Origin of the sequence: Staphylococcus intermedius NCTC 11048 (genome assembly GCF_002902385.1) — a bacterium.
GTDB lineage: Bacteria > Bacillota > Bacilli > Staphylococcales > Staphylococcaceae > Staphylococcus > Staphylococcus intermedius.
The window spans coordinates 42357-63682 of record NZ_PPQH01000017.1; the positions used below are offsets into that span (position 1 = coordinate 42357).

At 40.5% G+C, this 21326-nt stretch carries 18 protein-coding genes; 8 read left to right on the forward strand and 10 right to left on the reverse strand.

The genetic code is table 11. From position 1 onward, the window contains the following. Positions 1 to 119 precede the first annotated feature (119 nt). Positions 120 to 1724 carry a BCCT family transporter gene (locus CD138_RS04380; RefSeq protein WP_026066843.1) on the forward strand — a complete coding sequence of 535 codons (1605 nt, stop codon included), beginning with the start codon at positions 120 to 122 and terminating at the stop codon, positions 1722 to 1724. Between the two features lie 1221 nt (positions 1725 to 2945). Here the strand turns inward: CD138_RS04380 and cudC are convergent. Further along, positions 2946 to 3497 carry a choline uptake/conversion transcriptional regulator CudC gene (gene cudC, locus CD138_RS04385; protein ID WP_019168438.1) on the reverse strand — a complete coding sequence of 184 codons (552 nt, stop codon included), beginning with the start codon at positions 3495 to 3497 and terminating at the stop codon, positions 2946 to 2948. 221 nt (positions 3498 to 3718) lie between these two features. Here cudC and betB point away from each other — a divergent pair, with 221 nt between their 5' ends. The 3 genes from betB to argF all read left to right on the forward strand — a co-directional run bounded on the left by betB (position 3719) and on the right by argF (position 8434). Beyond that, positions 3719 to 5212 carry a betaine-aldehyde dehydrogenase gene (gene betB, locus CD138_RS04390; RefSeq protein WP_019168439.1) on the forward strand — a complete coding sequence of 498 codons (1494 nt, stop codon included), beginning with the start codon at positions 3719 to 3721 and terminating at the stop codon, positions 5210 to 5212. Positions 5213 to 5349: 137 nt separating this feature from the next. Beyond that, the gene (gene betA, locus CD138_RS04395; RefSeq protein WP_019168440.1) at positions 5350 to 7044 is read left to right on the forward strand and encodes a choline dehydrogenase; all 1695 of its coding nucleotides are present in this window, start codon (positions 5350 to 5352) and stop codon (positions 7042 to 7044) included. 388 nt (positions 7045 to 7432) lie between these two features. Beyond that, positions 7433 to 8434 (forward strand): ornithine carbamoyltransferase, encoded by a 1002-nt coding sequence (gene argF / locus CD138_RS04400; protein WP_174700860.1) that lies wholly within the window; start codon positions 7433 to 7435, stop codon positions 8432 to 8434. A 230-nt stretch (positions 8435 to 8664) separates the two neighbouring features. Here argF and hisIE read toward each other — a convergent pair whose 3' ends face one another. From hisIE to CD138_RS04445, 9 genes are read right to left on the reverse strand one after another with little or no spacing between them, the layout of a single operon-like run. Next, positions 8665 to 9294, reverse strand: a complete 630-nt coding sequence (hisIE, locus tag CD138_RS14785; RefSeq protein WP_019168442.1) for a bifunctional phosphoribosyl-AMP cyclohydrolase/phosphoribosyl-ATP diphosphatase HisIE — start codon at positions 9292 to 9294, stop codon at positions 8665 to 8667. Next, complete coding sequence (hisF, locus tag CD138_RS14790; RefSeq protein ID WP_019168443.1) at positions 9285 to 10049, reverse strand: imidazole glycerol phosphate synthase subunit HisF; 765 nt, start codon at positions 10047 to 10049, stop codon at positions 9285 to 9287. Before hisF ends, hisIE begins: the two co-directional genes overlap by 10 nt. Beyond that, entirely contained in the window at positions 10046 to 10750 is a 705-nt protein-coding gene (hisA, locus tag CD138_RS04415; RefSeq protein WP_019168444.1) for a 1-(5-phosphoribosyl)-5-((5-phosphoribosylamino)methylideneamino)imidazole-4-carboxamide isomerase, read from the reverse strand. The genes hisF and hisA overlap by 4 nt, the downstream gene beginning before the upstream one ends. Beyond that, complete coding sequence (gene hisH / locus CD138_RS04420; protein ID WP_019168445.1) at positions 10743 to 11318, reverse strand: imidazole glycerol phosphate synthase subunit HisH; 576 nt, start codon at positions 11316 to 11318, stop codon at positions 10743 to 10745. Before hisH ends, hisA begins: the two co-directional genes overlap by 8 nt. Continuing rightward, on the reverse strand, positions 11315 to 11896 hold the full coding sequence (hisB, locus tag CD138_RS04425; protein WP_019168446.1) for an imidazoleglycerol-phosphate dehydratase HisB: 582 nt from the start codon (positions 11894 to 11896) through the stop codon (positions 11315 to 11317). The genes hisH and hisB overlap by 4 nt, the downstream gene beginning before the upstream one ends. Next, positions 11880 to 12893 carry a pyridoxal phosphate-dependent aminotransferase gene (locus CD138_RS04430; RefSeq protein WP_019168447.1) on the reverse strand — a complete coding sequence of 338 codons (1014 nt, stop codon included), beginning with the start codon at positions 12891 to 12893 and terminating at the stop codon, positions 11880 to 11882. Before CD138_RS04430 ends, hisB begins: the two co-directional genes overlap by 17 nt. After that, the gene (hisD, locus tag CD138_RS04435) at positions 12890 to 14149 is read right to left on the reverse strand and encodes a histidinol dehydrogenase (protein ID WP_019168448.1); all 1260 of its coding nucleotides are present in this window, start codon (positions 14147 to 14149) and stop codon (positions 12890 to 12892) included. Before hisD ends, CD138_RS04430 begins: the two co-directional genes overlap by 4 nt. Then, positions 14139 to 14753 (reverse strand): ATP phosphoribosyltransferase, encoded by a 615-nt coding sequence (gene hisG, locus CD138_RS04440; RefSeq protein ID WP_019168449.1) that lies wholly within the window; start codon positions 14751 to 14753, stop codon positions 14139 to 14141. The genes hisD and hisG overlap by 11 nt, the downstream gene beginning before the upstream one ends. 15 nt (positions 14754 to 14768) lie before the next feature. Then, a complete protein-coding gene (locus CD138_RS04445; RefSeq protein WP_019168450.1) occupies positions 14769 to 15578 on the reverse strand; it encodes an ATP phosphoribosyltransferase regulatory subunit in 810 nt (269 codons plus the stop codon). Positions 15579 to 15910: 332 nt separating this feature from the next. Between CD138_RS04445 and deoC the strand changes: the two genes are divergently transcribed. The 4 genes from deoC to CD138_RS14765 form a co-directional block, all read left to right on the forward strand. After that, the gene (gene deoC, locus CD138_RS04450) at positions 15911 to 16573 is read left to right on the forward strand and encodes a deoxyribose-phosphate aldolase (RefSeq protein WP_019168451.1); all 663 of its coding nucleotides are present in this window, start codon (positions 15911 to 15913) and stop codon (positions 16571 to 16573) included. A 33-nt stretch (positions 16574 to 16606) separates the two neighbouring features. Continuing rightward, positions 16607 to 17785: a phosphopentomutase gene (deoB, locus tag CD138_RS04455; protein ID WP_019168452.1), complete on the forward strand. Its 1179-nt coding sequence runs from the start codon at positions 16607 to 16609 to the stop codon at positions 17783 to 17785. A gap of 658 nt (positions 17786 to 18443) precedes the next feature. Next, the gene (locus tag CD138_RS04460; protein WP_275086311.1) at positions 18444 to 20513 is read left to right on the forward strand and encodes a YSIRK-type signal peptide-containing protein; all 2070 of its coding nucleotides are present in this window, start codon (positions 18444 to 18446) and stop codon (positions 20511 to 20513) included. 36 nt (positions 20514 to 20549) lie between these two features. Next, the coding region (locus CD138_RS14765; RefSeq protein ID WP_308446765.1) for a Rib/alpha-like domain-containing protein at positions 20550 to 21326 on the forward strand (777 nt) is incomplete at its 3' end.

A 21326-nucleotide genomic window follows, 5' to 3' on the forward strand; every position in this document is an offset into this window, starting at 1 on the left:
ATTAATTTTTGATTTTCGATAACCTATTGCTTGTATCAAGACGTTGCACAACACGAATCGACAGAGAAGGAGCTAAAAAGAATAAGGGGTGCTTAAAATTGCATAAAAATAATAAATTGATGGATTGGGTCGTGTTCATCGGTACGGCAATTGTGTTACTGATGGCCGTGATACCGATGATGGTGTTTCCTGAACAGAGTCGTTCGGTCGTAGTCGCAATGAATTCGTTCGTTACAACCAAAATGGGCGCCATTTATCTTGTATTGGGACTTGCGATTTTTTGTTTTGTGTTATACATAGCATTTGGTAAATATGGTTCGGTCACTTTAGGACGTGCCAGTGATAAGCCAGAATTTAGTGACTTTGCGTGGGCATCCATGCTATTTTGCGCAGGTATCGGTTCAGATATCTTGTACTGGGGCGTTATCGAATGGGCGTATTATTATCAAGGGCCGCCACATGGTGCGAAGCCATTTTCTGAGGAAGCTTTAAACTATGCGACAATGTATGGGATGTTTCATTGGGGTCCTATCGCATGGTCGATTTATGTTTTGCCAGCATTGCCGATCGCCTATTTAGTATTCGTTAAAAAGCAACCCGTTTTTAAAATTAGCCAAGCATGTCGTCCGATTTTAAAAGGACAGACAGATAAAACGTTAGGTAAACTTGTGGACATTTTATTTATTTTCGGGCTCATTGGTGGTACAGCAACATCACTTGCGTTAGGCGTACCAATGATTTCAGCGGGTCTTGAAAAGTTATTTGGTTTCGACGGGTCAAGTATGGTCGTCAAAAGTATCGTCTTAATTTGTATTACGATAGTATTTGCTTACAGTTCGTATCAAGGTTTGAAAAAAGGCATTCAAGTGCTCAGTGACTTGAACGTTTGGTTATCATTTGTTTTATTAGGTTTTATCTTTGTCGTTGGCCCAACTATCTTTATTATGGAAACGACAGTCACAGGATTTGGAAACATGTTGAAAAACTTTTTCCAAATGGCCACATGGCTCGAACCGTTCGGCGGTATCGGTGGACGTGAAGAAACGAACTTCCCACAACAATGGACGATATTCTATTGGTCATGGTGGATTGTATACGCACCATTCATCGGATTGTTCATTGCACGTATTTCAAAAGGGCGTACGTTGAAAGAGGTTATTTTAGGTACGATTGTTTATGGGACATTCGGTTGTGTACTGTTCTTCGGTATTTTCGGTAACTACGCCGTATATTTACAAATTTCAGGACAATTCGATGTCATCCAATTTTTAAATTCACACGGTACAGAAGCAACCATTATTGAAGTGATTAGCCAACTGCCATTTTCAAAAATCGTGATCGGCTTGTTTATCTTGTCAGCGTTCTTATTCTTAGTGACAACCTTTGACTCAGCTTCATACATTGTTGCTGCGGCGACACAAACACGTGTGAAAGGCGAGCCTATCAAGTTAAACCGTTTATTCTGGGCATTTGCGCTTTGTTTACTGCCATTTTCGCTCATGTTAGTCGGTGGTGAAAAAGCATTAGAAATTTTACAAACCGCTTCAATTGTTGCAGGTGTGCCATTGATTGTCATTTTTATTATCATCATGATCTCCTTTATGATGATTTTAGGTGGGGATCGCATAGCCTTACAAAGCCGTGCCGATCGCTTTAAACGTATCGAACGCCGCTCATTAAGAATCTTACGTGTCGGTGAAGATGAAGAAGACGACAATTTATAACGCTACAAAATAAAGGTGTAGGGCAGAAATCTCATTAACGAGGTTCCGGTGTCCTACACCATTTTTTATGAGTTACAATAAATATTTCGGACTTATTCAAAAACAGGATTGGACTAACAATTGTTAAACTGTTGTGAAGGGAATACTTTTTGTAAGAATCATGATAGAGGAAATAATCCGTAATGCGAATGTATATAAGTTTTTATAATGCACTTTGTATGAAGTTTGCATACATCAAATAAAGTGAAATATGAGTACTTTTAATGAGAGGGAAATCGGAGTATAATCAATTGCATTAAACATAGAAGCCTATGAGCCATATGTCAATCATTCTCACCTATGAAATTTATAATGATATGAGGTGATAGCATATGACAATCATAATCAATTTAGATATTTATCTACCAATATCTTTGACGATGATAGGTACTTTATGCATGACCATTGTTTTGTATAAAAAGTCAAAAAAATAAGCTCCCGTTACGGCAATAACGAGAGCACCTAATCATAGGCTATAATGATTAACATACATTGAGTTCTAACAGCTCACTAATATGTTACTATGTTTTTGCACCTAGGACAAGTTTTCCCGACTTACTAGGTGTTTTTTTTAGTATCTAAATTGTATCATCGCTTACTAAAAAATACAACACTTTCGATAACCGTAAAAGAAGTGCTAACGCGTGCGACTAAAACGAAATATAACTCAAAATTGCAGAACAGCCCGCTACTCGTTTATCTCACATTTCTTTAGATTGTAGAGTGGAGATAATAGATTTTCTTATTTGACCAGATTCCGGAATCGAAGTATGAATGATAATGATAGAGTCAATCATTTCGCAGTGAATAACAATGCACAGACATACCCAAGATTGCAAGAACCATGCAAGACGCCTGACGTTACTTTATACAAACCATTAGTGTGAGTATGATTGTGCATATTTCCTAAACTCCAGAGTCGAAGCGTAAAGAAAGACAGCAAAAGCAATAGGGTGTGGAGCGAGACGTAATTTAAAATTGCAAGACAGCCCGAGACTCCCGAGGGATCAGACGAAGCCGAAAATCCAATTCGGCTTCAAAGCAATGTACATTATAATCAAGCCGAATTTAGTTGAGGCGAGTCCCCTGGGAAACGCGAGGGCAAGTTCTGCAATTTAAAAATGCTCAAACAAAAAAGCTTTATGCATGTCATTTGAACAACATCGCATAAAGCCCTTATCATCATTCCTTCGACTCTGGAATAGGAAAATACTCAAAAATCTTCCCACTCTTCAACGCATCACTAATCGACTCAAGCCAATAATAATAAACACGTGAATCTGCCATGTGCGCCTTGATCTCAATAGCCTCTTCCTTCAACGCATCATCCACATCATCTGCCGCAATAATCTCATCAATCAGGGCCTCAGACTCTTTCAATGCTGCCAAATTAATCGAAATTTCACGATTCCACTTTTTGGCAAAAAAATTAGAGAAAAACTCAAAGAAATCTTTTTCAGCCTCAAAATGTTGCTTACGACTGCCGCGTGTCAAACGTTGCTTCACAATATCGAACTCTTGTAACTTTTTCACACCCGCACTCATACTGGGCTTACTCATCTGTAATTCCTGGCGCATTTCATCCAGCGTCATACTCTCTTTAAAAAGCATAATGCCATACAAATTCCCTACGCTACGATTAATGCCGTAAAGGTCCATCGTCTCAGCAATAGAATTAATGACAATATCTTTCGCTTCTTCTAGTTTGGCTTCATATGTTTTTGCGCGTGCCATGAATACGACACCTCCTATCATCATAAAACATTTTAACATTTTACTTGAGAAAAGCGAGTCATTAATTTATAAAATTTCTAACATTCTTTATCAATTTAACGCTTTTTGTAGAAATGTGCAATACAATCGCTAGCAGTTGACAGTGTGATTTTTCATGTGATAAAGTTAAGTTTGTGAAATTCGTTAAATAAAAACTTAACAAACTTAACGGAGGGATACTGATGGAAGCTGTAAACCGATTATCTCGTCGCCAATATATAGATGGTGAATGGGTTGAGAGTAGTAATAAAGCAACACGTGAAATCATTAATCCGTACAATCAAGAAGTCATTTTAGAGGTGTCAGAAGGAACTGAAGCGGATGTTGAACGTGCCATTCTTGCAGCTCGTCGCGCATTTGACGAAGGGACTTATGCGAATGAAACTGGCGAAGCAAAAGGCCAAAAAGTACGTGCCATTGCAGATAAAATTAAAGAAAACCGTGAAGAATTAGCTTATTTAGAAACGTTAGATACAGGTAAAACGTATGAAGAGTCGTTAGTAGACATGGATGACATTCATAACGTGTTTATGTATTTTGCAGGTTTAGCAGATAAAGACGGTGGTGAATTAATCAACTCACCGATTGAAAACACAGAAAGCAAAGTTGTGAAGGAGCCCATTGGTGTTGTGACACAAATTACACCTTGGAACTATCCATTATTACAAGCATCATGGAAAATCGCACCAGCTTTAGCGACGGGTTGCTCGCTTGTCATGAAGCCAAGTGAGATTACACCTTTAACGACAATTCGCGTTTTTGAATTAATGGAAGAGGTTGGTTTTCCAAAAGGTGTTATCAATTTAGTTTTAGGTGCAGGTTCTGAAATTGGCGATGTCTTATCATCACATCCTGAAGTGGACTTAGTGTCATTCACAGGTGGTATTAAAACAGGTAAACATATTATGAAAAAAGCAGCGGATCATGTGACCAACATTGCGCTTGAATTAGGCGGTAAAAATCCAAACATTATTTTTGATGACGCGGATTTCGAACTTGCGGTAGACCAAGCGTTAAATGGCGGCTTTTTCCATGCGGGTCAAGTATGTTCAGCCGGTTCACGTATTATCGTGCATAACGCTATTAAAGATAAATTTGAAGCAGCACTCATTGACGCTGTGAAAAGAATCCGACTCGGTAACGGTTTTGACAAATCGACTGAACTCGGACCACTGATTTCAGCAGAACACCGTGCCAAAGTTGAAAGTTATATGGAAGTTGCGAAAGAAGATGGCGCTACGATTGCGGTTGGTGGTCAACGTCCAGAGCGCGAAGACTTACAAAACGGCTTTTTCTTTGAACCGACTGTGATTACAAATTGCGACACTTCTATGCGTATCGTTCAAGAAGAAGTATTCGGACCTGTTGTGACAGTAGAAGGCTTTGACACAGAAGAAGAAGCGATCCGTTTAGCAAATGATTCCATTTACGGACTTGCTGGTGGTGTCTTTACGAAAGATATCGGTAAAGCTCAACGCGTCGCAAGCAAAATGAGAATGGGTACCGTATGGATCAATGACTTCCATCCTTATTTCGCGCAAGCACCATGGGGTGGTTACAAACAATCTGGTATCGGCCGTGAGTTAGGTCATCAAGGTTTAGAAGAATATTTAGAAACGAAACATATTTTAATGAATACGAATCCGGAACCCGTGAAATGGTTTAGCCAATCTTAAAAATCGAGTAACATCAGTGAGAAAAACGGATTGATAAGAAGGTCATGATTCACATCACGTACCGACAACCACGACAGTTCATGACTTTTTGTACATAAAAAGACGAGAAAATACAAAGTTATGGAGGAGTTTTTGTTATGAGTAAAGCGTACGATAAAATGTATGACTATATCATTATCGGTGGCGGTAGTGCGGGGTCAGTTTTAGGTGCACGTTTAAGCGAAGACAAAGATAAAAAGGTATTGGTCCTTGAAGCGGGACGTAGTGATTACCCATGGGACTTATTAATTCAAATGCCTGCCGCGCTCATGTATCCATCTGGCAATCGTTTTTATGATTGGAAATACGAAACTGACGGTGAACCGCATATGGGTGGCCGTAAAGTGTTCCATACACGTGGGAAAGTACTCGGTGGTTCAAGCTCAATTAACGGTATGATTTATCAACGTGGGAACCCATTAGACTATGAAAAATGGGGTCAACCAGAAGGCATGGACACGTGGGATTACGCACACTGTCTGCCATACTTCAAACGTTTAGAAACAACATTTGGCGCAGATGCGGATGATCCGATTCGTGGTTTAAACGGCCCAATCAAATTACGTCGTGGTCCAGCTGACAACCCATTATTCCACGCCTTTTTCGATGCCGCTGTAGAAGCAGGTTATAGAAAAACAAAAGATGTGAATGGGTTCCGTCAAGAAGGTTTTGGACCATTTGATAGCCAAATTCATAACGGTCGTCGTGTATCGGCTTCACGTGCGTATTTACGTCCAGCCATGAAACGACCTAATTTAACAGTAAAAACACGTGCATTTGTAGAAAAGCTGCATTTCGACGGTAACACAGTGACAGGTGTGACATACAAACGTAACGGCCGTTTACACAAAGTGCTTGCAAAAGAAGTGATTTTATCTGGTGGCGCGTTCAATACACCACAATTATTACAACTGTCAGGGATTGGTGATTCGGAACATTTACGTTCACTCGGTATCGAACCGCGTATTCATTTACCAGGTGTGGGTGAAAACTTTGAAGACCATTTAGAAGTCTACATTCAACATACATGTAAAGAGCCTGTCTCAATGCAACCAAGTTTAAACAAACTCAAAATGCCGTTCATCGGTTTAGAATGGCTCACACGCCGTACAGGTGCAGCGGCAAGTAACCACTTTGAAGGTGGCGGCTTCGTACGCTCAAACGATAAAGTGGATTATCCAAACTTAATGTTCCATTTCTTACCATTAGCTGTACGTTACGATGGTCAAAAAGCAGAAACGGCGCATGGTTATCAAGTGCACGTGGGTCCAATGTACTCTAACTCACGCGGTAGTTTAAAAATTACGTCAACGAATCCGTATGTGAAACCGAAATTCGTGTTTAACTACTTATCAACAGAAGAAGATAAGCGCGAATGGGTTGAAGCCATTCGTGTCGCACGTAACATTTTAAAACAACCTGCATTAGACAAATTTAACGGTGGCGAAATTTCACCGGGGCCAAGTGTACAAACGGATGAAGAAATTTTAGATTGGGTACGTCGTGATGCCGAAACAGCCCTACACCCATCATGTAGTGCGAAAATGGGTCCAGCGAGTGATCCAATGGCAGTGGTAGATCCATTAACAATGAAAGTTCATGGTATGGAAAACTTACGTGTTGTGGATGCATCCGTTATGCCAACAACGACAAATGGTAATATTCATTCACCGGTCTTGATGCTTGCGGAAAAAGCAGCTGACATTATTCGCGGTAGACAACCATTAGAACCTGAATATGTGGATTATTATGTTCATGGTAAGAGTCATCCAGATGCAGGTGCGATTGATTAAGAAATGATACGAATAGCGATTGATTTTGAGATTGTTGCGACGATTTCAAGATCAGTCGCTTTTTTATTTGAGCACTGAAAATGGAGTGGAGCAGTGGGTGATTGCTTAGGTTTCTTGAATGACTTAGATTGCCACCTTGGTCTCCATTTCCTAGGGGATGATGTCAACTCAATTTGGCTTGATTGAAATCTCACACTTGATAGAAGCCAAATTGCTTTTTAGAATAACCTTTCCATGACGTTTAAATTTCAATCGCTTATACTAACGCTTCTGATACAGAAAAGTGGTTGACTTGAAAATGCCTCATGTGTATAATAATGCAGTATAAAGAATAAATAATCATAAAAGGTGTGATGAAGATGGGACGTATACAACAACTTTAAAACAACTGAAGGCTTTTAAAGGAAAAAGTTTATTGAAAACAAAGGACTTTGATGCTGAAGCTTTAATGACGTTAATTGATTTTTCGATGGAATTAAAACATAAGAAGCAGCATCACTTGCCACATCCATTTTTGAAAGGGAAAAACATTGCGCTTATTTTTGAAAAGCCCTCTACACGAACGAGAGCAGCATTTAGTGTAGCGGCGCATGATTTAGGTGCACATGTGGATTACTATGAAAAAGGGGACATTCATCTAGGGGTCAAAGAATCGATTGCCGATACAGCGCAAGTTTTCGGTCGTATGTATGATGGTATCGAGTTTCGTGGCTACCACCAATCAGATGTAGAACAGTTAAGTCAACATTCGGGTGTGCCTGTGTGGAATGGTTTAACGAATGAATGGCATCCGACACAAATGATTGCAGACTTTATGACCATCAAAGAACATTTTGGTACATTAGAAAATTGTACATTAACGTATGTCGGTGATGCGTCAAACAATGTGGCACATGATTTACTTGTGACTGGGGCGATATTAGGCGTCAATGTTCATATCGCTGCACCAGAAAAGTTACAACCACATCCTGAAGTTCAAGCCATTGCCCAACATTATGCACAACAATCAGGCGCGAATATCATGATTACTGACAATGTCCAACAAGCTGTCTATCATACGGATGTGCTCTATACAGACGTCTGGGTGTCGATGGGAACAGATGAAAGCGAGTGGGGCACACGCATCGAAAACATGTTGCCTTATCAAATTAATGACACACTTCTTGCTCAGGCAGACAACCCAGACCTCATTGTCATGCACTGTTTACCAGCATTTCACAATTTAGAAACGACGACGAGCCAAAAACTTTATGACCAATTCGGATTAGAAGCGTTAGAAATGACGGATGAAGTTTTCAACGGTCCAAATTCCGTCGTCTTTGAACAAGCAGAAAACCGTTTGCACGCCATCAAAGCCATCATGGCCGCAACACTCGGCGACCTGTTTTAAATAAAAGCAACAATAAAAACCCATTCCAATGTATTGAACTGCATTGGAGTGGGTTTTAATCGTATATAACAAGATATGGATGCGTGGCGGATATTTGTACTTTTTGCCTTCATTCAAGATGGCAAGACTCTTAGGAAAAGGGGGAATCTGATGTTTTTATATTGTGACCTTGATGTGATAGCAACATGAGCTCGGAAGTGCAGCGCATCAAGGTTGAGTATAAGCACATCCTACCATTCCTCAATGTCTTGGCGTTCACCTTTAAAATTATTGCGCTTCTCATGCCGTTCTCCCAACAATGCTTCAACTTCCGCAAACGTCACATCTTGCGCTTGCAATAACACGAACAAGTGATACAACACATCTGCACTTTCTGCAATAAGCTCATCACGATCATCTTTCATCGTCGCTATCACAACTTCAAAAGCTTCTTCACCAAATTTCTTCGTGATTTTCTCTTTACCTTCATTGAGTAAGTACTGTGTATACGAGCCACTCTCTGCTTCCTGTGCTCGCGAAGCAACCGTTTCTTCTAGTTGTTGTACTTTAAAGCCGCTTTCTGTTCCAAAACAACTTTGCGCACCCGTATGGCATGTGGGGCCCATCGGTTCTACAAACAGCAATAATGTATCTTGATCGCAATCTAAATACATCTCTTTCACTTTTTGAATGTGTCCAGACGATTCGCCTTTTTTCCATAGGCGACCTTTGGAGCGAGAATAAAACCAAGCGACATCTTCCTCAACCGTTTTTTGGAACGCATCTTCATTCATATAACCTAACATCAACACTTGTTTTGTATCGGCATCTTGTAAAATGACAGGGAGTAATCCTTTTGAAAAATCTGGTTTTAAGGCCATCTGACAGGCACACCTCCATTTTCGAGTTCTTGTTTAATTTCGTGTACAGTCGTTTCTTTGTCGTGTAAAATGCTCGCCGCAAGTCCCGCTGAAACAGGGGTTTGCGTGAAAAGTTCAGTAAAGTGACGTGCATTGCCACCACCACCCGACGCAATAATGGGAATATTGACACGTTCAGCGATGCCATTTAAATGTTTAAGGTCAAAGCCCTGTTTCATCCCATCAAAATCCATGCTTGTGACGAGGAGTTCTCCTGCACCGAGGGATTCGACTTCTTGGACCCAGTCATACACCCGTTTGTCCGTACGTTTTTTACCGCCGTGTGTACAGCAGAAATAATCATCCAACTCTGAGTCATATTGACTGTCAATCGCGATACAGATGCATTGTCGTCCAAACTTTTCGCTCGCTTGACGAATCAGTTCAGGATTATTGAGCGCTGCCGAATTCAGTGACACTTTATCTGCACCATGTTTTAACAAATCAGAAATATCATCGATTGAAGCAATACCGCCCCCAACCGTTAAAGGGATAAACAGCTGTTCGGCAGTTTGTTGGATAATATCTAACGTTAAAGCATGGCCTCGCTCTGTTTTGGAAATATCTAAAAAGACGAGTTCATCCGCACCGGCTTCATTATAGTACATGGCTAAATCAACGGGGTCACCGATGTCTCTTAACCCTTTAAATTGAATGCCTTTCACGACACGACCATCTTTAACATCGAGGCAAGGAATAATGCGTTTTTTAATCAACTTAATCCCTCCCAGAATGCACTTTGGTTCGCTGCTTTACCCACAATTGCTGCAGTGATACCTGAAGCTTCAAGTTTTTCAAGGTCTTGTCGATCGCGAATGCCTCCTGATGCGATAACAGGTAAGGACGTCGCTTGAGCAAGTTGTGCCGTGATTTCAAAGTTCGGTCCTGCTAATTTACCATCTTTTGAAATATCTGTATAAATGATGCCCCCTAAAGGTAAATCTTCAATTTTTGCGACATATTCAAATAAGTCTAACGCGGCGTCTTCTGTCCAACCATTAATTTTAATGGCTGTTCGATACGCATCGACGGACACATAAATTTTCCCGGGAAATAACTGACTCATTTCAGCCAACCACGCGGTATTCGTAATCGCTTGCGTGCCGACAATACAGTAGTCAACGCCGGAGTCAAAATAGCGGCGAAGTGTTGCCTCATCCCGAATCCCGCCACCGACTTCAATGGGTTTGTCACTCGCTTGAATGAGTTGTTGAATATAATCCATTTCAATCGCGCGTTGAGCTTTTGCGCCAATCAGGTCAATAATGTGAATACGGTCGACACTTTCGAACTGATTATAAAATTGAATACTCTCTTCTGCACTTCTTGTCATCGCTTCAGAAGTGTTGTAGTCACCTTCAGTCAGGCGTACACTTTTGCCTTCAATTAAGTCAATAGCGGGCCAAATTTTAATCATGTTGCCATCCTCCTTTTAATGCTTGTGCTAATATGTCCAAGCCGTAATCACCGCTTTTTTCTGGGTGAAATTGAATGCCGATATACTGACCGCGTTGGACGATACCTGGAATTTGTGTACCGTAATCTGTATATGCGACGACATCTTCGTTCATCGGTGCTTGGTACGTGTGCACATAATAGACATCTTTATCTAAGCCAGGGACGTCACTTTTTAACTGATTCCAACCGAGGTGCGGCACAGTGTAAGGCGTCTCAATAGCGCGCACATGGCCTTCAAAAAAGCCGAGTCCTGGGACATGACCTTCTTCGCTAAAGGCATAGAGTAGTTGCATCCCGAGACAAATGCCGATGATGGGCTTCTGTTGACTTTTAAGTAATGGTGCAAGTTCATAACGATCAATGGCTTGCATGGCGTCTTTAAAATGACCGACACCAGGTAAAATGAGTTGATCGGCACGTTCAATGACTTCTGGATCACGGGAGACGACGACATCATACCCGAGATGTTGCACGGCGCGTTGGACATTTAAAATATTACCTAAACCGTAATCTACAATAACAATCATGATTCAATCACACCTTTAGATGAAGGAATGCGTGCTTCTTCTGATGGACGCAACGCTTGTTTTAAGGCGCGAGCGAATGCTTTGAATATCGCTTCAATCTCGTGATGTGTATTGCCTTGGTGCAGTAAATCGATGTGTACAGTAAGGCGGGCATTAATGACGAACGCTCTGAAAAACTCTTCTACCAATTCTGTATCAAATTGACCGACTTTTTCTTTACTGAATTGCGCATTAAAGTTTAAATATGGACGCCCACTAATATCGACAACGGCACGTGCTAAAGTTTCATCCATAGGCAAATATTGTTGGCCATAACGTTCGAAATGCTTTTTATCGCGCGTCAATTGTAACAACAGTTGACCGAGGACAATGTCGATATCTTCCGTCGTATGGTGGTCATCTACCCATGTATCGCCATCAACGTCAATATTTAAGTGAAGGCCGCTGTGAAAGCTAAAAAGTGTCAACATATGGTCTAAAAAGCCGACACCCGTATCAATATGGCTTGATTCTTGAGATTCTGAAAGTTCAATCGCAATTTTTGTTTCTTTCGTTTCACGGTTAATTTGATATGTCATTTTGTTCACTCCATTCTTTGACGACTTGTTCAAAGCGGTCTAGCTGTGCATCTGTCGCAATCGAATAACGGACAAAGCCTGCCATCACTGCTTCAGACGGATCATTGTAAAAACGAGGAAGAAAGCCGTGCTGTTCCACATAACGCCCGAGTGCCATTGCTTGAGGTCCAGCAGTTAACACAAAGTTTGTCTCACTCGGATAAATCGTCATATGTGGGCTGGCATATTGTTGTAAAATAGCTTTCAAACGTGTGCTCAAATGACGTTGTTGTGCAACAAATGCTTCTGTATCTGCTTGGTTTTCGAATAATTGAATACCGACTGCCATTGTGAGTGCACTGAGTGGGTATGGGTGTTCAATTTGACGAACGTGTTGAATCGTCTTTTCAGTGCTGATTAATACACCGAGTCGTAAGCCCGCCATCGCATAAGCTTTTGACAAGGTACGCATGACCAAAATGTGATCTTCTAACGCAATATCGAGTGGTGTCGAAAAATCAATATATGCTTCATCAATGACGAGATACCCCCCGAGTTGTTTCATACGATCGGCAATGGCCGTCAAATAACGTTCATCAAAACGGTGACCTGTTGGATTGTGCGGATTGCTTAAAATGAAGAAACTCGGTTGAATCACTTCAATCTTCTCCAATACGTTTTCAAGTGGAAAAGATAATTCTGGTGTAGCGTCCACAAATTGAATGTCACGGTTCACTTGGCGCGCATAATCTTGATACATGAAAAAGTCGGGATTGAGCGTTAAACATGGACCATCTGGCATGATGAGCATGAGCTTTTGAATGAGTTCATCAGAGCCATTCCCGCAAGTGATTTGTGCAGGTGTAAAGGTGTCACCATAATAATGTGCATACGCAGTCAAGAAGCGGTCATATGCCTCGTCAGGGTAGTGGTGATAGTCACACTGTTCAATCAGTGCTGCGAGTGTCTCTGTCGATAGTGGCTTAATCGGACTTTCATTTTTGTTCATGCGAATCATACGTCGTCACCTCTTTGTCTGATTTCTAATGATTTTTGGTGGTGATACAGTTGTTCATCTTGAGCAATACGTGCGGCATCTCGATATGTCTTTTCATATGTTGATTGTGATAAGTGGATGACCGTATGTTTTGTTAAAAAGTCATTCACTGATAAGCCGTGTTGAAAGCGTGCTGTCCGTTGTGTAGGTAACACATGGCTAGGTCCTGCAATATAGTCCCCAATCGCTTCAGGTGCATATCCGCCTAGGAAAAGACTGCCAACGTAATAAATGTGTGGTAAATAATCTTCTGGTTGTGCCGTTTGAATCGACGCGTGTTCGGGTGCGATGGTATTCATCACACGACAACTGTCTTCAAAGTCAGTCGCGTGAATGAGATAGTGATGTTCTGTTAAACTGACCTTTAAAATGTCATATCGTGGTGCATCTTTAAGAAATTCTTGAATCCGTGTTTCTAAACTTTCAAGCAATGCCAAATCTGTTGAAATAACAAAAGTACGTGCCATTTCATCATGTTCTGCTTGGGCAAAGACATCATAGACAATCGCATCTAAATCACACGTGTCATCAATGATCAATGCAATTTCACTCGGTCCTGCGATTTGGTCGATACCGACTTCTCCGTACAATGCTTTTTTCGCATAAGCCACATATTGATTACCTGGGCCGACAATTTTGTCCACTTTTGGAATCGTTTCTGTGCCATAAGCAAGTGCTGCGATACTTTGGGCACCACCCACTTGGTACACATGATCAACGCCCACGATATGACAGGCTGCGAGTACACTTGATGCAATACCATTCGGTTGTGGTGGTGTTACGACACTGATATTTTTCACGCCCGCGACTTTCGCAAGTGTCGCCGTCATCAGTACAGTGGAAGGGTAACTCGCTTTTCCGCCTGGCACATAGATACCGACACGTTCAATCGGATGATACACTTCATAAAGTTCAGGTGTCGCATATTGGTTTTCGTATTTAATCTGTGTTTGATAATCACGAATTCTTTGGAAACTATGTTCGAGTGCGTGACGTAAATCTTCATCTATATGATAATATGCTGCTTCGATGTCAGCTTGTGGCACTTCCAACGTCTCCACAGTCACACCATCAAACTGTTCATTGTAATCCAATAATGCGCGGTCACCTTCACGTTGCACACGGTCGCAAATGGCTGTGACTTGTGCGTGGATTTCTGGATTAAATGTTTCCGTCGTTTCAAATTGTTGTAAAAATGTTTGGCTATTAACGATCAATGAGCGACACTCCTAACATGTGTATAAATGCATCAATTTCTGATGATTGTGTGAAAAAACTTTGACGATTCGTAATCAATTGCGCTTGAATATCCGCAATATGTTCTTTTTCGACGAGTCCATTCGAACGTAATGTTGTCCCCGTTTGAACGATGTCAACAATGCCGTCGACCATGCCAATCACACAGGCAAGTTCAATGGAGCCGGATAATTCAATCAGTTCAACATCACGACCGGTTGCTTTAAAATAATCTCCTGCCGTTTTCGGAAAAGAGGTCGCCACTTTACGGTAATCCGTCGTCTCGTCGAACGCTGCGACTGAAAAGTGACATTGGCCAAAAGGAAGCGCAAGCAGTTGGTTGACGTCGTATGGTGCTTCGTTAAGAATGTCACTCCCTGTAATCCCAATATCTGCAATACCTTGTTCGACATAGATAGGGACGTCATTGCCTTTAACGAATAAAAAATGGAAAGGTGGTACTTTTATTTGAAGTTGACGGTCTCTAGATTTCAATTGTGTCGCCAAATCGTTTTGACCGTGTGATTCCAAATAAGCGATAAAACTTTTTAGTAGGCGACCTTTAGCTAATGCGATTGTAAGCACAGTGATTCCTCCTCGTTATAAAGTTAACCCTAAACCGAAACCCTCTAGTGGGCCGTTGTAATAGCCGCCTGATAACGTTCGACCGCTGTTTTTAAGGTGTGCATGAATAAATGTCTCCTTATAGTAAGAACGCGGTGGCTGAGGGGTAATATCAAGATGAATCATGTCGATGTGAAGGGATTTGAAATACGTCTGCCAACGATTCAAACTGCGAATGATGACATGATCGTGTGGATAAAGTGTATTTAAAAGTTCGAGCTGTTGATGTGTCGGTGTGAGCAATAGCTGTACGAGTGGATGACTGATGCCGAGTTCGGATTTAAGTGCCGAAATATTCCGCTGTTCCACCCATGTGAGTAACTGATCACGTTCAACTTGATGCTCGAGCAATAAATCGATGAGCTGATAATGTCCAATCACAACATATTGAATTTCATCTTGTAAGTGTTGCTTGATAAATTGTTGGAACGTCTCAAAAGCATGGTACATTTCTTGAATATGTGGTCGATAGCATTCCACGCCGAGTTGTGTTTGTACTTGTTGATGACGCACAATCGGTCCGGTATAAGCGACCGCAGAATGATTGAGTTGATAATGTTGATAATAGCGCACGAGTTGATCAGTAAAATCATTGCGTAAAGCAAATAGTGTATCGTCGGCTTGCCACACGCTGCGCTCTTTCATTTGTTTTAAATCGTCAGGAGAAAGTTCATCCCATACGAGTGTTTCGATAAAAGCAGTTTCAATCGGTTCAAAATCATTGGCTGCGGCTAACTTTAAAAAGTCAATTTCATATTGTTTATTTTGTATGAAAGGTTGTACCATAAAAGACCCTCACTTTCGTTCTCTACCAAGTTAAAGTATTTAAATAGAATATGACAATGGTAGCACAGAGATTTTCAGATTTCAACACATTTTTCTGAATATTTCAGTTATAGTTACTGATGAATTTTTTGATTGTGATATTAGCTGCTCTCAAAATTGTTCGATTTGATCGTGGATGCAGCTCGTGATATAGCGGTTCAAGTGGTTGTAGGCATGTCTTAAATTGAATTCGATTTGATTGGCATCGACTCGAAATAAAAAAATCGTATTTTGAAGCATCTAATTGTATAATTGAGTTGGTCAAGAAATTATATAAATAAGGAGCGTTTCGTATGAATTTCGAAAAATATATTGATCACACGTTGTTAAAACCAGAATCAACACGTGCACAAATTGATAAAATTATTGAGGAAGCAAAAGCATATCACTTCAAATCAATTTGTATTAATCCAACACATATCGCTTATGCTGCAGAAAAACTGGCAGATTCAGATGTACTCGTATGTACAGTGATCGGTTTCCCATTAGGTGCGAACACGACGGAAACAAAAGTATTTGAAACAGAAGATGCAATCCGTAAAGGTGCGGACGAAATTGATATGGTGATCAACATTGGTGCGTTAAAAGACCAACGTTATGATGACGTCCAAAAAGATATTGAAGCGGTCGTTAAAGCTGCACAAGGTAAAACAGTTAAAGTGATTATCGAAACAGCACTTTTAACTGAAGAAGAAAAAGTAAAAGCATCTGAATTAACAAAAGCAGCAGGTGCACACTTTGTTAAAACATCAACAGGCTTCTCAACAGGTGGCGCAACGCCTGAAGATGTGAAGTTAATGAAAGATACAGTCGGCGAATCAGTAGAAGTGAAAGCGGCTGGTGGCGTACGTAACTTAGAAGACTTCAAAGCGATGATTGACGCAGGTGCAACACGTATTGGTGCAAGTGCCGGCGTACAAATTATGCAAGGCTTAGAAGTCGATTCAGATTATTAATCCAGAAATTCAATATATGTGGGAGTGATTAAGATGACAGTACCTTTTCAACGCGTGCATTTAATTGTGATGGATTCAGTTGGGATTGGAGAGGGCCCAGACGCTAAAGACTTTAACGACGAAGGCTCACACACTTTAAAACATACGCTTGAAGGATTTGACCAAAAATTACCGAACCTCGAAAAACTAGGGTTAGGTAACATCGCACCATTACCAGTAATTGATGCCGTGAATCATCCTTTAGCGTATTATACAAAATTAAGTGAAGCGTCTGTCGGCAAAGATACGATGACAGGCCACTGGGAAATTATGGGCTTGAACATTATGCAACCGTTCAAAGTGTATCCAGAAGGTTTTCCAGAAGAATTAGTTCAAGAAATCGAACAGTTATCAGGCCGTAAAGTTGTCGCAAACCGTCCAGCATCCGGTACACAAATTATTGACGAGTGGGGCGAACATCAAATGAAGACAGGGGACTTAATCGTCTATACTTCTGCTGATCCTGTACTTCAAATCGCCGCACATGAGGATGTCATTCCTTTAGAAGAGTTATATGACATTTGTGAAAAAGTCCGCGAACTGACAAAAGATCCGAAATATTTAATCGGACGTATTATTGCGCGTCCATACGTCGGTGAACCAGGTAACTTCACACGTACAAGCAACCGTCATGACTATGCCTTAAAGCCATTCGGTAAAACAGTCATGAATACGTTAAAAGATAATGATTATGATGTTATTGCGATTGGTAAAATTAACGACATTTATGATGGTGAAGGTGTGACAGAAGCGGTCCGTACGAAAAGTAATATGGATGGCATGGATCAATTAATGAAGATTGTCAACAAAGATTTCAAAGGTTTGAGCTTTTTGAACTTAGTTGACTTTGATGCTTTGTATGGCCACCGTCGTGATAAACCAGGCTATGCACAAGCGATTAAAGATTTTGACGATCGTTTGCCAGAATTAATGGATGCCATGCGTGAAGATGATTTGTTGATTATTACAGCAGACCATGGGAATGACCCAACAGCACCGGGTACAGACCATACACGTGAGTACATTCCAGTCATGATGTATAGTCCGAAGTTTAAAGGCGGACATGCACTAGAAAGCGATACAACATTTAGTTCTATCGGTGCGACAATTGCCGATAACTTTGGTGTTGAATTACCAGAATTTGGGCGTAGTTATTTAAATGAATTAAAATAATCGAGCAAAGTGGCTGATACCTAACAATGGGTGTCGGCTGCTTTTTTATTTTGCCCAAAAAGAATAAAGACGGTCCCTCATTCTAAATACCTTGATGCTTCAAAATCGAGGCAAGCCTATTTTGAGTATCGACATTTTGGATACATTCGAAAAAATTTTGACGCATGATCAAAAGCGGTCTTTTCGAAAATAAAATAGATCAAATGGCATACGAATTGATGCTTAAATTGATGATAAAAAATATTCAACGCAATGCATTATATAAAAATGGGTTTAAAATAATTCGGATATCGAGAAGATAGACATAGATGATACAGAATGTCATCAAGTACCGAAAAGTAAACGTATCGTATCTCTTTTTTTAAAAAACTTATATATTAAGCAATTTCGAGCACTAAACACACATAAAAAATGTTCAAATTATTTTTCGTTAGACTGCAATTATTAAGAATGACAAAAATATTTAAAAATTTTATCACTTGTATGATTTTGAGAGAATTCTAAAAAAAATAAACAAGAAAAAGTAGATAATATTAAGTTGCGAAATAATATTAAAGCGAACTCTTTGATTCTTAAATAATTTTATTGTACAAGTCATAAAGATGGTGTATTCTTGAACGGGGTAACACTTTAATTTGATTGAGGAGATATTAATTACATGAAAAAATCTAGAAAAAAACGGATAGACTTTTTACCTAACCGTCAAAATCGATATGCCATCCGTCGCTTTTCAGTCGGAACTGCGTCAATTCTCGTTGGAGCAACATTGATCTTTGGAATTCATACCAATGATGCATCAGCAGCTGAAAACGCAATATCTCAAGAAGCACTTACAACTAATGAAAATTCAAGCAGTATAGAGGAAACAACGAAAAATGAAAATACAACAGTAGAGGCACCGACAAATGAAGCAACGTCAACAGAAGAGAAATCAGTAGAGGCAACAACAAATGAAACAGCGTCAGCAGAAGAGAAATCAGTAGAGGCGCCGACAAATGAAGCAACGTCAACAGAAGAGAAATCAGTAGAGGCACCGACAAATGAAGCAGCGTCAACAGAAGAGAAATCAGTAGAAGCAGCAACAAATGAAACAGCGTCAACAGAAGAGAAATCAGTAGAAGCAGCAACAAATGAAACAGCGTCAGCAGAAGAGAAATCAGTAGAAGCACCGACAAATGAAGCAGCGTCAACAGAAGAGAAATCAGTAGAAGCACCAACAAATGAAGCAGCGTCAACAGAAGAGAAATCAGTAGAGACACCAACAAATGAAGCAGTAACATCTACAGAACCGTCTATAAATCCAGAAGAATCCTCGGCGCAAGAAATCCCACCAACAACTACACCAGAAGACACATTTTCAAATGAATTGAATCAGTTAACATCTACAGAAGAGAAAACAAACTACACACGAGAATATCTCACACAAAATACAAATCTTTCAGCAGAACAAGTGGATGCAACAGTTGAACGCTTGAATTTAAGCGATGATAATACAACAGCACAAGACGTCTATTTTGCATTACTTCAGGATTTAGCTAATCAACAAGATGCATTACAACCACCTGTTGCGTTTTTAGCAGCGAGAAATTCTGAGCTCACAAATGAAGAATCGATTACTTTAACTGAGAGTAGTCCAATGTTCAGTGCGGCATTAGTGGATAACACTGTGAATAATGATGTTGTATCAGAAGAAGACAATATTATTGTGGCTGATGCAATTGCGAACGGATATATTAAATCATCAACAGACGCATCAAATGCGGCAAATACATTGTCTGGTCGTGCGTGGGTCGTAGATAGAGGGACACCTGCGACAATATTAAATGGTTTAACGGCTGTTCCAGAAGGTACAAAAGTGTATATGCAATGGATCGATAAGGATGGTGCGGTTTCGCCAGTATATCAAGCGAGTACTACCGATCAATTAAGCTCAAATAATGGAAGCCAGGTAGGACCAGGTGCTTATGCATTTGATTTACGTGAAGCATGGATTGATGCAAATGGTAAAGCACATCAATACAATGCAACAAGTGGTCAGTACTATCGTTTATGGATTGATGATTACAAGACTGTAGATGGTAATACAGCGACCATGTTGCGTCAAGTAGGTGGTTTCTCTCCTGGAACTTACATTAATTCAGTAACAAACAACAACATCGGTCAATTTCCGTTGATTGGTATCAATATGCAACGTACAGGTATTTTTATGGGTGTGGTACCTACAAATGATTACTTGACGACTGATAATAGTGAATGGATTCAAGATGATTTGGGGGCAATCGAAAACCCTGCAGTCACAACCCAAAGTGGATTTGTCAGTGGTAAAGTTTGGTCTGAAACAGGTTCGGGAGACATGGCGAATTCTGCAACGGGTCCAAACTTTAATTCAGGTGATATTGCACGTGAAGGGTATCAAGTTGTGATGTCTTCATTAACAACTGAGGGTGCTGAAGCATATAAAAATCAAGTTTTGCCTTTACCAAAAGGTGAACAAGCGGCGGCAGCACATCAATTATTAACTGAACATCCAGAATATATTTCGGCAACAGTCACAGGTAAAACAGATGCAAACGGTGCGTACACATTACGTTTCCCAACTGGTACATTGAATAGAGATTACCTTTACGGTTACGTTTTAGACAATGAAGGCAACTTAGTTAAAGGGTATTCATCATTTACGTCACCTTTATTCCGTGCACCCAACAGTAATTTACCTTTCACACCATAAACAGCGCCATATTATCGACCAGCGGTAAATGCATGGGTGAATGTTAACTTTGCACTAGTAGAAGCAATTGAAACAACTGTCGATATCATAAACTTTGATGTGACAGCCAATCCAGCCAAGCGCGGTGATACTGCGATGATTGATGTGACTTCTACAGCATTGTCACCATTACCTACACATGTTGAGTGGAGAGACTCAAAAGGAAATGTCGTTCAAAAGAGTGGAGAAGTGACTACTGTTGAAGAAGCTGAGGCGGCAGGAACATTTACAATTCCGGATGACGCACAATCAGGTGAAATTTATACTGTTTATATCGTTTCAGGTGGCAATGATGTCGCGGCAGACTCACTTATCGTCCAAGTACTAGAAGATGCGGTGACATATGAGCCAGTTTATGAAACGACAACTGTTGAACAAAACCAAACTGCAACAGTGCCCGTACCTAAAAATGAAGATGGTTCAACATTGCCAGATGGTACAAAATTTGAGGGTGGTAATAATGTGCCTGAATGGGCAACGGTGAATGAAGATGGTTCTATTTCAATTTCACCAAATCAAGACGTAGGAGAAGGCAGTTACAGTATTCCTGTCATCGTCACATATCCAGATGGTTCAAAAGAAACGGTATTTGCATCAGTCCAGGTTCAAGCGCCTATTCCGATGACTGACCAATATGATCCTACAAGTGACCCAATCACAAAAGATTATGGTACTGCTACAACAGAAGATGAAGTGAAAGGTGCAGTGAACATCCCAGGCTACCCAACAGATGGTGACCAACCGACAATTACAATTGACGATCCAAGTCAATTA